The sequence below is a fragment of the Paenibacillus sp. NEAU-GSW1 genome (genome assembly GCF_009737085.1).
Lineage (GTDB): Bacteria > Bacillota > Bacilli > Paenibacillales > Paenibacillaceae > Pristimantibacillus.
Window position 1 is genome coordinate 80,093 of record NZ_WOVL01000021.1, and the last position, 12,083, is coordinate 92,175.

At 50.1% G+C, this 12,083-nt stretch carries 9 protein-coding genes and 1 pseudogene; 2 read left to right on the top strand and 8 right to left on the bottom strand.

Going from position 1 to position 12,083, the window contains the following annotated elements:
* Nucleotides 1-100: 100 nt before the first annotated feature.
* The 6 genes from GOM71_RS16615 to GOM71_RS16640 all read right to left on the bottom strand — a co-directional run bounded on the left by GOM71_RS16615 (nucleotide 101) and on the right by GOM71_RS16640 (nucleotide 6,176).
* Nucleotides 101-1,174 carry a sulfate ABC transporter substrate-binding protein gene (locus tag GOM71_RS16615; protein WP_156283045.1) on the bottom strand — a complete coding sequence of 358 codons (1,074 nt, stop codon included), beginning with the start codon at nucleotides 1,172-1,174 and terminating at the stop codon, nucleotides 101-103.
* Nucleotides 1,175-1,198: 24 nt separating this feature from the next.
* Nucleotides 1,199-2,263, bottom strand: coding sequence for a sulfate/molybdate ABC transporter ATP-binding protein (locus GOM71_RS16620; RefSeq protein WP_156283047.1), 1,065 nt, complete (start codon nucleotides 2,261-2,263; stop codon nucleotides 1,199-1,201).
* 2 nt (nucleotides 2,264-2,265) lie between these two features.
* A complete protein-coding gene (locus GOM71_RS16625; protein ID WP_367649660.1) occupies nucleotides 2,266-3,063 on the bottom strand; it encodes a sulfate ABC transporter permease subunit in 798 nt (265 codons plus the stop codon).
* 2 nt (nucleotides 3,064-3,065) lie between these two features.
* Entirely contained in the window at nucleotides 3,066-3,872 is an 807-nt protein-coding gene (gene cysT / locus GOM71_RS16630; protein ID WP_156283075.1) for a sulfate ABC transporter permease subunit CysT, read from the bottom strand.
* Between the two features lie 297 nt (nucleotides 3,873-4,169).
* Nucleotides 4,170-4,802, bottom strand: coding sequence for a YigZ family protein (locus GOM71_RS16635; protein ID WP_156283051.1), 633 nt, complete (start codon nucleotides 4,800-4,802; stop codon nucleotides 4,170-4,172).
* Between the two features lie 24 nt (nucleotides 4,803-4,826).
* The gene (locus GOM71_RS16640) at nucleotides 4,827-6,176 is read right to left on the bottom strand and encodes a glucose-6-phosphate isomerase (RefSeq protein ID WP_156283053.1); all 1,350 of its coding nucleotides are present in this window, start codon (nucleotides 6,174-6,176) and stop codon (nucleotides 4,827-4,829) included.
* Nucleotides 6,177-6,390: 214 nt separating this feature from the next.
* On the opposite strand from GOM71_RS16640, the gene GOM71_RS16645 reads away from it, so the two are divergent.
* A complete protein-coding gene (locus GOM71_RS16645; RefSeq protein ID WP_156283055.1) occupies nucleotides 6,391-7,296 on the top strand; it encodes an NAD(P)-dependent oxidoreductase in 906 nt (301 codons plus the stop codon).
* Between the two features lie 237 nt (nucleotides 7,297-7,533).
* Here GOM71_RS16645 and GOM71_RS16650 read toward each other — a convergent pair whose 3' ends face one another.
* The gene (locus tag GOM71_RS16650; RefSeq protein ID WP_156283057.1) at nucleotides 7,534-8,058 is read right to left on the bottom strand and encodes a DUF420 domain-containing protein; all 525 of its coding nucleotides are present in this window, start codon (nucleotides 8,056-8,058) and stop codon (nucleotides 7,534-7,536) included.
* 431 nt (nucleotides 8,059-8,489) lie between these two features.
* Here GOM71_RS16650 and GOM71_RS16655 point away from each other — a divergent pair.
* Nucleotides 8,490-8,879: pseudogene (locus GOM71_RS16655) on the top strand (transposase); the annotation flags it as partial.
* Between the two features lie 170 nt (nucleotides 8,880-9,049).
* On the opposite strand, the gene GOM71_RS16660 reads toward GOM71_RS16655, so the two are convergent.
* Nucleotides 9,050-11,620, bottom strand: a complete 2,571-nt coding sequence (locus GOM71_RS16660; protein WP_156283059.1) for a glycosyl hydrolase — start codon at nucleotides 11,618-11,620, stop codon at nucleotides 9,050-9,052.
* Between the last annotated feature and the right edge of the window lie 463 nt (nucleotides 11,621-12,083).

The window sequence follows — 12,083 nt, forward strand, 5'->3', positions numbered from 1 at the left end:
CTCGTTGTTCTCGTTATCCGTTTTACGCCCATAAAGTTCCATAATGCGATTAAAAACACAAAAAAGCCGGAACGGCCATGACGGCCCTTCCGGCTTTCCCTTAAATCCCCGCCAGCACCTGATACCAGACGCCTCGTTTGGAGTACAGCGTCTCGCGAACTTCCTCCCAGCCGCCCAGATACGTAATATCGAAAAGCCCTTCAGGCTGGGCAAAACGTTCCTTCGACTCCTCCGCCACTTTCTCATCGACTGGACGGAAGCCATAGTCGGCAAATACGCGCTGCGCCTCCTCGCTCTGCAGGAAGGCGACAAACGCCTCCGCAGCTTTGCGCGTGCCGTGCTTGTCGACATTTTTGTCTACAACCGCAGCAGGATTCTCAATCAATATCGTATCGCGAGGAACGACGATATCGTAGGCGACACCTTGCTTAATACGGCTGAGCAGCTCGTTTTCGTAAGTGACGATAACGTCGCCTACGCCGTATTCGAACGCGGCCATCGAAGCGCGGCCGCTCTTATCAAGAGATTCCACATTTGCATGAATCTTCTCCAGATAGCTTTTCGCAAAAGCGGGGTCCTTCGTCCCAAGCTCTTCCTCCGACTTTTTCAATCCCGCACCGTACATGGCATTAATGTCCCATTGCGCGCCGCCGGATGTTTTCGGATTCGGATAAAGCACCTTAACGCCATCCTTGGTCAAATCGTCCCAGCCGGTCACGCCAAGCGGATTGCCCGCCCGCGTACCGAGTACGACGATCGACCTTGTAATCATGCCCGCGTGATTTTGCGCTTTCCAATCATGCGTAATGAACCCGGCCTTCGCCACTTTATTGATATCGCCTTCCATCGCCAGTACCGCAACATCGGCCTCAAAGCCGCCGGCAATAGCCCGCGCTTGGGTGCCGGACGCTTCATACGATTGCTGGAACACGATTTTTTGTCCCGTTTGCTGCAGCCATTGTGCTTGGAATTGCGGCAAAAGCTCGTCAAAAGCGTCCCTTACGACCGAATATGCACCGATTACAAGCGTCAGATCACCGTCTTGAGCGGAAGATGCGGCATCCTGCCCGTTCGTCTGCGAAGCTTTGCCGCAGCCTGCCGCCGTCATTAGCAGCAGCGCTCCGGCAAGCAGCAAAGCGAGCATGCGCCTGCTTGTTGCTCGATTATTTATCATAGGAGTTACAACTCTCTCTTTTCGTTAAATGTGAATTGGCATTGGGTCAACCTTTAGGCTGTTTTCTGCGATCCAGCTTTCGTTATCATTAAATAAATAAGCGCGGTGGACGAGTACACTGACATAATCGCCAGGCTTAAGCACTTCCTTCTCGAGCGAACGGTAAGTAATCAGCTTCACGTTGCCGACAAGCAGCTCGACCAGCCATTCGCTTCCGCGGAAATGAACGTCCTTCACATTAGCGTCGAGTGTTGCGGATGCCAGCTTAATTTCGCCCGGACGGCCGATCTCAATATACTCCGGACGGATAAGCGCCTTCGTGCCCGGAAGGACAGACGGCGAATCAAAGCCCTTCAGCGCCGACAAATCCTCAACGACGGTAGATTCGCCAATAAAGCTTGCAACGAACGGCGTTTGCGGATTTTTATAAATTTCCCAAGGCGTGCCCTTCTGCTCGAGCTTGCCTTTGCCGATAATCATAATTTCATCCGCAACTTCAATCGCCTCATCTTGGTCATGCGTAACGAAAATGGAGGTGATGCCGACGCGCTCGATCATTTCTTTCAGCCAAGTCCGAAGCTCGGTGCGGATTTTCGCGTCAATCGCCGCGAAAGGCTCATCCAGCAGCAGCAGCTGCGGCTCCGGCGCAAGCGCCCGCGCAAACGCTACGCGCTGCCGTTGGCCGCCGGACAGCTGATGCACGTAACGATGCTCGAAGCCTTTCAAGCCCGTCAGTTCAACCAGCTCCATCACTCGGGAACGAATCTGTTCCTTCGGCAGTTTTTTCACTTTAAGTCCGAAAGCAATGTTGTCAAATACGGTCATATGCTTGAACAGCGCATAGTTTTGAAATACAAATCCGATGCCGCGCTCTTGCGGAGGCAGATCGTTAACTCGTTTGCCATGGAATAAAATATCGCCGGAAGTCGGTGTTTCAAGGCCAGCCAACATGCGAAGAATCGATGTTTTTCCGCCGCCGCTTGGTCCGAGCAGACCGATGAGATGACCTTTCTCGATCTCAAAGCTAACATTTTGCACCGCGTGAAAATCGCCGAAGCTTTTGTTAAGGTTGCGGACTTCAATATGCATATTTAATGCACATCCTTTCTTTTCTTCGCCCATTCCATGAGCAGCAGCAGGCCAACCGAGAATACGGCAAGCACAAGCGCTACGCCATTTGCGGCGACCACGTTAAAATTCTCGACGTCTTGATAGACAAGCGTCGTGGCGGTTTGCGTCTTATTAATAATGTTGCCTGATACGACAAGCACAGCGCCGAATTCGCCAAGCGTGCGCGCTACGGTCAGCACCACGCCGTAAATGACGCCCCAACGGATCGACGGCCAAGTCACTTTCCAGAATGTATACCAGGAATAAGCGCCAAGCGTCGATGCCGCCTCCTCCTGCTGCGCGCCGATCTCTTGCAATACCGGCAGCACCTCGCGCACCATAATCGGGAAAGTGACGAACAACGTTGCTAAAATCATGCCCGGCAGCGCATAGACGATTTTGATGCCGGCGCCCGCTAACAACGCGCCCATTGCAGTGCTCGGTCCAAGCAGCAGTACGATCATCAAGCCTCCGATTACCGGCGATACCGCAAACGGCAAATCGACGAGACTGTTCAGCAGCCGTTTCAGCTTCGGTCCGATCCAATGCGCCCTTGCAAGATATAAAGCGAGCATAACGCCGAACATCGTGTTGATTACAGTAACAATAATGACGATTATAGCTGTCATTCCAAGCGCGTGAAGCGATTGCGGACGGGATAGCGCATCGCTAAAGCCGCCCCAGCCTTCGGCCCAAGAGCCTCTAATTATTTCGATTAACGGAATGATTAACAGAACGATAAAAATAAGATATACGACGCCAATCCAAAGTCTGCGTATCGTCATTGTCCCGGCCTCCTCGATTGAATAAGGTTGACCACCCAAAGAATAATGAACGATAGCGTAAGCAGCAGCACCGAAACGGCTGCCGCTCCTTGCGGATTGTCGCTTTCGATTTCACCGAATATAAAGACCGATGCGATCAGCGTCTTGCCCGGAATATTGCCGGCAACGAGCACGACTGCGCCAAATTCTGCAAGCGCGCGAGAGAAGGCCAGCATTCCGCCGCTCAAAACGCCAGGCAGCATCGAAGGGAAAATAATGCTGAAAAACGTTCGGGCTTTTGTCGCGCCCATCGTATAAGCCGCTTCTTCCTCCGACTTATCAAGCTCCTCCAGCAGCGGCTGCACCGCGCGAATGACGAAAGGAAACGTTACAAAAATCATCGAAATGACGATTGCCGGCTCGTGAAATACAATATCAATGCCCAGCTTGCCGAAAAATCCGCCAACCGCGCTGCCCGGTCCAAGCAGCAGCAAAATCATAAGTCCGGTTACGGCTGTCGGAAGCGCAAACGGCAAATCTACCAGACTGTTCAGCAAATGCCTTCCTGGGAACCGATAGCGAATGAGAACCCAGCTGATCAGCGTACCAATCAATACATTAATTACGGTCGAAATGACAGCCAGCTTAACAGTGAGCAGAACCGCTTTCCAAGCAAGCGGATCGGAAATACTTTCCCAAAGCGGCTGCAAGCCCAAGGATAACGATTGCGAATAAATGCCCAAAATAGGTAGAACGATTAAAATGATGAAGTAGAGCATGACCGTGCTGCGAAACCCGAAGCTCCACAGCTTGCCGCGAAACATTGCATTCACTGTGCCTTAAACCTCCAGACCATCGGCTCGTGCCGTAGGAAGATGCCAGAAACGATTTAATAGAATTCCTATTAATACACTTGGTATTCTAAATTTAGCAGAATACGACGGTTTTAGTCAATGATAAATTAACATTTTTTCAGTCCAGACTTTGCAGAAAATTGGAAAAATCGGTGTCGTCCATAGCGTTTGTCTTCCCTGTTAAAATCATGCACAGCCGTTGCAGCATGCAAAAGCCCCGCAACGGATTCGTTCGCACGAATCGATTGCGAGGCTTTCCATTCCCCTTTATTCACCTTCGATATAATAGACGCTGTCGCCTTCCGTAATAACAGCCTGACCTTGCGTCAAATCGGTTATCCACGCGATGAACGCAGCCGCTTCCGGCTCTTCGGGCAAACAGGTTACGATGACGCGGTCGGTAAACTCAGTTCCGCCTACGCGAGTGCCGCGTCCATGCAGCTCGTTCTCGAGCTTGCCGTACCACGTATAGTCGACATCGACAAACACTTCGCGATGCAGCACGCGAACGATTTCGTCCGCAGCCTCGATGCCTGCGACCGCGCCGTCGGTGTAGGCGCGGACGAGGCCGCCCGCTCCCAGCATAATGCCGCCGAAGTAGCGCGTCACAACGACGGCGACATTTTTCAGCCCCTTATTCTTGATCACCTCAAGAATCGGCTTGCCTGCCGTACCGCTTGGCTCCCCGTCGTCCGAAGCCTTCTGAAACTGGTCGTGCTCGCCGATCAGATACGCCGAACAGTTGTGCGTTGCCTGCTTGTGGAGCCGCTTAATCTCATCAATGAAAGCAACCGCTTCTTCTTCCGTTTCGACCGGCTTGGCGTAACCGATAAAACGCGACTTCTTGATGACAACCTCGGCGCTTCCCGATCCTCTAATCGTCGAATAACGTTGCAGCATAAGTTGACTCAGCTCAGCTGTCGCCTACAGGCGCGCTTCAAGCTCCGCTTTCTCTTTCTCGTAGCCAGGCTTGCCCAGCAGCGCAAACATGTTGCGTTTGTAAGCTTCAACGCCTGGCTGGTCAAACGGATTGACGCCGAGCAAATAGCCGCTGATGCCGCAAGCTTTCTCGAAGAAATAGACAAGGTAGCCGAATGTATATGGGGAGAAGTCTTTAATGTTGACGATAAAGTTTGGAACTTGGCCGTCCGTATGCGCAAGCAATGTGCCTTCGAACGCTTTCTTGTTGACGAAATCCATCGTTTTGCCCGTCAGGAAGTTCAAGCCGTCAAGGTCAGCAGGATCATGAGCGATTTCGATATGCTCCGAAACTTCATTCACTTGAATCACCGTTTCGAAAATGTTCCGGTTGCCCTCTTGAATAAACTGGCCCATGGAGTGCAAGTCGGTCGAGAAATCAACGGAAGCCGGGTAAATTCCTTTATAGTCTTTGCCTTCGCTTTCGCCGAACAGCTGCTTCCACCATTCGGATACGAAATGAAGGTTCGGTTCGTAGTTCACGAGAATTTCCGTCGTTTTGCCTTTGCGGTAAAGCGCGTTGCGGGCAGCCGCGTACTGGTATGCTTCGTTCTCAGCAAGATTCGGATTGCTGTATTCTTTCGACGCGTCCGCTGCGCCTTGCATCATTGCCGCAATGTCGATACCGGCAACCGCAATTGGCAGAAGGCCGACAGCCGTCAGCACGGAATAGCGCCCGCCAACGTCGTCAGGAATAACGAAGGACTCGTAGCCTTCCTCCGTCGAGAGCTTTTTCAGCGCGCCCTTCGCTTGATCTGTCGTCGCATAAATGCGTTTGCGGGCTTCTTCTTTGCCGTATTGGCGCTCCAGCGCTTCGCGGAAAATACGGAATGCAATAGCCGGCTCTGTTGTCGTGCCCGATTTGGAGATGACGTTGATCGACCATTCGCGGCCTTCGATCAGCTGCAGCAGGTGCGTTACGTATGTGGAACTGATGTTGTTGCCTGCGAACAATACTTGCGGCGATTTGCGCTGTTCTTTCGTTTGCAGGTTATAGAACGAATTGGACAGCATTTCGATCGCCGCGCGGGCGCCGAGATACGAGCCTCCGATACCGATGACGATCAGCACTTCAGAATCGGATTGAATCTTTTGCGCCGCTTTCTGAATGCGGGCGAATTCTTCTTTATCGTAGTTTTGCGGCAGGTCGATCCAACCGAGATAATCCGAGCCTGTCCCTGTTCCGTTATGTAATTGATCGTGAGCGAGACGAACTTGCGCCGTCAAATTGTCGATTTCATTTTGTCCCAAAAAAGCGAGCGCTTTGCTATAGTCGAATTGAACCGTTTTACTCATTATAAAGAGGCCTCCCTAGTTCTAATTTTCACAAGTTATTGGCTAGCATTTCATTTAGGATATCGGATTTACAATTCAAAAACAAGGCAATGACCATGAAAACAATATGAAGAAATATTATAATGTTTATAAAAGATTTGTATTGCCTTCGATTAAGTAGTAACGTTATTTAAATAAGCAGTCTTGCTTCGACAAAGAGAAGGAGTGGAGAGAGATGAGCAACAAAATCGGCTTTATTGGACTTGGTGTAATGGGTCTTGGGATGGCAGCGAACTTGCTTCGCAAAGGTTATGACGTCACGGTATTTAACCGTACGCCCGGCAAAGCGGGAGAACTTGCCGCACTGGGCGCAAAAGAAGCTTCGTCGCCTGCGGTTATCGCAGCAAGCTCAGACATCGTCATTACAATGATTAGCAATGACGATGCAATTCGCGCCGTATATTTCGGCGAGAACGGCATTATCGGCGCGCTGCGGAGCGGCGCAACGGTCATCGACAGCAGCACGATCTCGCCGGAGCTGGCCCGAGAGCTTGCAGCATCGGCGGCGGAAAAAGGCGCGCATTTCCTCGATGCTCCGGTAACGGGAAGCAAGCCTGCTGCGGAAGGCGGCACGTTAGTATTTATGGTCGGCGGCGATGCGGATGTGCTGAGCAAAGCCGAAGACGTACTCCTCGCGATGGGCCGTAAAATTTTGCACATGGGCGCGAACGGCAGCGGCTCCACAGCCAAGCTGGCGCATAATACGATCGTTGGCATCAATACGGTCGGGCTCGTTGAAGGCATGGCGATCGCGGCAAGCGGCGGCATTGACGGCAAGGCGTTCCTTGAGCTCGTCCAATCGGGCGGTGCCGCAAGCCGGACTGCCGAATTAAAAGGCGACAAAATACTCGACAGCAACTACGACGTCCAATTCTCGCTTGCGCTAATGCTCAAGGACCTTCGCTTGTCCTCGGTCTTATCGGATGGACTTAAAGTGCCGACGCCGATGCTCGAGGCAGCGAAAAGCCAGCTTCAAATCGGCGACGCGATGGGACTTGCTGATTTCGATATGAGCGTCGTCGCCAAAGCGTACGAGCAATGGATTGGCCGTAAAATCGGCGGCGGCGAAGCAATAAAGTAGTCACCCGCTGCAAGAAAGGTTGATTTCCAGCCGCTGTTGTTTTCGGATTTCTTGAACTATTATGGTACTAGCGATTGAAATCCGAAATCAAAGGCGGACGTTTGCACTCCTCCAACTCAACCTTTCTTTCCGCTGCTTCCTATATTGCTTTTTAAAAAGAAAGTAATAGAGCCCGTTCACTCGGTTGAGATGAACGGGCTTGTTTGCAGTTTTCACCACACGAAGCAAGCGAATTGCCTACGCATAATAAGGCGAAATCATCAAGTAGACGACAACGCCGGTAAAGCTGACATACAGCCAGATCGGCATCGTCCAGCGAGCGATCTTCCGATGTTTGTCCACATTGTTTGACAGCCCGCGCGCGACCGATAGCAGCGCCAGCGGAACGACAACGATAGCCAGCAGAATGTGCGTAATCAGCACGAAGAAATAAATGGCTTTCAGCGCGCCGTCGCCGCCATACTTTGTTGATTCCGTCAAATAATGATATGCCACATAGCAAACGAGAAAAAGCGTTGTCGAAGCAAATGCCGCTCCGATGAACCGTTTATGCATTTTCACATTTTTGTTCTTAATGGCAACTAAAGCAACAATCAACGCAATAAAGGTAAAGCTGTTGAAAATCGCATTGAGAAGCGGCAGCAGCGTAACGTCAAATTTCACTTCGCCATTATAGGCCGGCAAGAAAAACAACACGGCAATAATGAGCACCAGCACAACAGAGAGCACAGCAATTAACGGCGTATAGTTGCGTTCCTTCATTTCAATCTCCTTTTCAAGTCCATGATTATAAACATTATCGAATTTAACGCTGCAATTCAATTCGATAACGTTCGATTATGTCACTATTCATTGACGATTCGTCGTCGAAACGGTGAATGAAGGCTATTGGCAGCACGAAAATAGGGGCTGTCCCAAAAGTCTTTAGACTTTGGTCAGCTCTTTTCGCTACACAGTCACTGCTGAAAGGCAACTGCGCAGGCGAATGTTCTTACGATCGCTGTGCTCTTACGGATTCCTTGAACAAATGGGTTAAGGTTGGAATCCGAAGAGCAAGGCGAACGCTAACGCTTCTTCAGAATCATTCGTCTGCTCCGTTGCTGGACAGTTATTTTTCAAAATGAACAAAAAAAAGAAACAGCTTTTTGGTAAAATGGAGGTACCACCCAACCATTCCAAAGGAGCTGTTTCTTTTGTACATCCAATATACCATGGATCAACTTTGCCTTCCAATGGACCTCGAAGAGGATATTCCTCCGAATCATCTCGTTCGCGTCGTCAACGCTGCTGTAAACCGTCTCGACAACAATATCCTTGCCGATGCTTATCCGGGCGGTGGTCGAGATAGTTATCACCCCAAAATGCTAACCAAAGTGATCGTTTATGCATACACGCAGCGGATCTACTCTTCCCGCCAAATCGCAAAGGCGGTTCGCGAGAACCTCATGTTCATGCGGATCGCGGGCAGACAACGCCCAGATTTCCGCACCATTAACCGCTTTCGGTCCGAGCGAATGAAGACCGTACTTGAGCACGTGTTCACTGCCGTGCTTCAATTTCTCATCGAAGAAAGCTACGTTAAGCCTTCTCGGCGATCGGAACACTCAAAAAAGCGGCAATAGACGAAAAAGACAGAAATGGCGGTGCAGGGATAACCATCCTGACACCGCCATTTTGCTAAAAATATGATATTTTGTTAAGCAAGCTGTCACATCAAGCCAGCGGGATCTACTTATGGGTCAGCCCCTATACTTTAGTTCGAGAGGCGAATATCGTCCACATAAAGGACCGATGTTCCCGTTCCCGCAAAGCCTTCGAGCTTGAAGCCAATGGCTTTCGTATTGTTTCGATCAGCAATTCCGGACAATTTCAGTGTAATCGTTGTGAAGCCGTCAGAACCAATGTCGACCATGCCGCTATCCGACCAGCTCCAGCTGTCTCCTGTCTTCACGTAGACACGCGCTTTTGCCGTTCCGCTTGAAAGCTTCACTTTTGCCGTAAGGGTGCTAACCTCGCTCAAATCGATATTGCCGACTTGTACGAGCTCGAAGTCTGCGCCAGACAAAGCGAATGCCGTTTGCAACGAGCTTGCGCCCTCTGCTGCAGCGTCCTTAGTTACTTCTGCCGCCGCTGCGCTCGCATTGTTTACTTCAACGACCCAGCCTGCAGTGTCGGTCTCGAAGCCGTAAAGCAAGCCTGGCTTAGCACCGCTGCTGTTGCCTGTACCGCTGTCCGTATCCGGCACGCCGCCTGTTCCGTCGTTGAGCACATGAATGTCATCGAAATAGAGCGTTCCGCTAACTGGACTCGTTGCATCCTTCTTATTCACATAGATCGAGAATGCCCGAATATCTTTCAGGTTTTCCTTCGTCATTACTTTGCCTGCATTGGCAGTATCCCATGGAGCAGGAGCAAATTTGCTGAAAGGAATTTCAACCCATCCCGCTGTTTTCGCTGCAAGAGAAGGATACGCTTCAAAAGAAACGCCGCTTGCATTTACTTGGATTACCGATTTGTTGTCGCTTCCGTCCGCCTCAAGCCAGAACTTCAGCTTGTTCGCTTCTGACCAGTCGACATTATTCATGTTTTTCGTTTCGCCGGTGTAGCCTTGGCCGCTTACATTGTAATCGAATTTCAGGCCGTATTTACCGCCGGATTTATGCGTTCCGTCCAGCGTAATCGTATTGAGATCGCCAGCCGGGCTGTATGCGCCGTCAAGCAATTCATTGCTGCCTTTGTATGTGTCGAACGTATCGACGACGTATGGATCGCCGCCACCCTGCTGATCGCTTGCGAAGAGCGTAATCGTCTGCGTAAGTGTCTTGCCATGCTTGGAGTACGCATTCACCGTCAGTTTAATTTCAGTTTCATCGAGCGCAGCTCCAGGCGTCCAGTTCGCCGTGTAATAGAAGCCGTCAGCATCCAGCTTCATCGGATACTCGGTTTTTCCGTTATTGATTAGGAATTTAACCGTTTTACTCTTGTCAGCCGACAGTATGCGAACGCGAATGGTCGATGGCGAAGCCGTCGGCACCGTCGCGTTATTCGTTGGCGTTGCAATATGCAGAAACCCTAGCTCTTCTGCCGCCTTCACCTTGTTGGCATAAGGCTTCGCTGCTCTGACCTCGTCGCTGAAGCTCGTAAATTTATCTTTGTAATAGCTTACAAAGTCAGGCAGAAGCTCGTGATCGCCAAGTCCGTTCGGAGCATTTTTATACGGAACGTAAATGGCGTCCGAGCTAAAGTTAGCCCATGTCAGCATATAAGCCATCCGCCTAGCGTCCGGATCGGATTTCAGCGCTTTGAGCAGCTTAGTGAAAAAATTCAAATCGTTCGTTCCGCTCTCTTTAAGGCCTTTATAACCAAACTCAGTAAATGCTGCCACTTTTCCTTTCTTGTCAGCAATCTTGGAAATAAGCTTGGCATCGCTTACCACCGAATCGAACCAAGTTTCCGTCGTTCCGTCGTAATATGCATCGAAGCCGAGAATATCGACGTACTCGTCACCCGGATACGTTTCAAGATATGTTGCTTCGCTGCCGTTAAACGAGCTGTTCGGCGAGTACGCATACAAGAAATTGTGCACCTTCTTCTTGTCGCGCAAGTACTCAACCGTGTAGCGGTAAATTTCAACGTATTGCTCTTTCGTACGATAAGGCGCGCCCCACCAGAACCAACTGCCGTTTTGCTCATGGAATGGACGGAAGATAACTGGAATCGCTTTGCCCTTATCATCCTTCAAGTTGTTTGCAAAGTCAGCGACCCTATCGAGAAATTTATTATAGTCCGCATGCTTGTCGCCGCCCGGCAAAATATGCGATACGACGTTGCCTTTCGTATCGTAAAAGTTTTCGCCCGTAACAAAGTTTGGCATATGCGCGCTTAACGCCAGCACTCCGCCTTCTTTGTACGCTTTTTTCATTACGCCGATCAGTTTATCGCGATTTTGCTTCTGGGAAGCGCCTAGAACGCCCGGCTTCTCGTACCCTTCCAGACTAAGCGTGTCCCAACCGAACATGCCCGGCAAATCGCCGACGGAATTCTGAACTTCCGATTGCGTGCCGTCCTTCGCCGTAATCGAAATCCCTTCCGTTGTCGCATGCTCATGACCGAATATGACGCTGTTGCCGCGAATCCCGTTCAAATAAGCAAACAACGATTTCGTTTCGTCGGTCGCTTGACGGTCAACAAAGTTTACGACATTCTCTTTCTTCTTGTCTTTGTTGTTGTTCTCCGAACCCGGCGAAGCAAATGCAGGAACAGCTACAGCCGAGGCTATGACTACCGCGAGCAAAGCGCTCAGCCATACCTTTGATTTTCTCATTTTAACGCCTCCCTAATTGATAACGCTTACAAAAAATAGTATAGAGTCGATTCCCTGACGAAAAAATAGACTGTGTTATCTTTTTTAGTCTTGTTTTTACTATTTTTTGATAACATTATGATAACAGTAATTTTTGTTCGATCATAAATAAAAGAAGCTGTTCCAAACGTCATTGAATGGACGATGCGACAGCCCCTTGTTTATAGGGGTTATAAAGCAACCTGCGCAGAACGCAAGCTAACTGCAAGAAAGCTACTTCGAAAGCATCAACTGCGCTTCTCCAGAATCATTCAAATGCTCCGTTTTGCTGAAGATTGCAGTAAACGATCAAAAACGAAAACCAGCTAATGTTTGTCAAGCTTTTAGTATTGGAGCGCGCCAAGTTAATTGGTATACTAATTTCTAGGCACGACAAATAACCTTCATTGGCGTGAAGGTTATGGGTAAATATGGTTTTAGATTT

Coding starts and splice junctions, on each gene's coding strand:
- GOM71_RS16650 (WP_156283057.1), bottom strand. CDS start 8,058: ATGAAGGAACGCAACTATACGCCGTTAATTGCTGTGCTCTCTGTTGTG.
- GOM71_RS16645 (WP_156283055.1), top strand. CDS start 6,391: ATGAGCAACAAAATCGGCTTTATTGGACTTGGTGTAATGGGTCTTGGG.
- GOM71_RS16615 (WP_156283045.1), bottom strand. CDS start 1,174: ATGATAAATAATCGAGCAACAAGCAGGCGCATGCTCGCTTTGCTGCTT.
- GOM71_RS16640 (WP_156283053.1), bottom strand. CDS start 6,176: ATGAGTAAAACGGTTCAATTCGACTATAGCAAAGCGCTCGCTTTTTTG.
- GOM71_RS16635 (WP_156283051.1), bottom strand. CDS start 4,802: ATGCTGCAACGTTATTCGACGATTAGAGGATCGGGAAGCGCCGAGGTT.
- GOM71_RS16660 (WP_156283059.1), bottom strand. CDS start 11,620: ATGAGAAAATCAAAGGTATGGCTGAGCGCTTTGCTCGCGGTAGTCATA.
- GOM71_RS16620 (WP_156283047.1), bottom strand. CDS start 2,263: ATGCATATTGAAGTCCGCAACCTTAACAAAAGCTTCGGCGATTTTCAC.
- cysT (WP_156283075.1), bottom strand. CDS start 3,872: ATGTTTCGCGGCAAGCTGTGGAGCTTCGGGTTTCGCAGCACGGTCATG.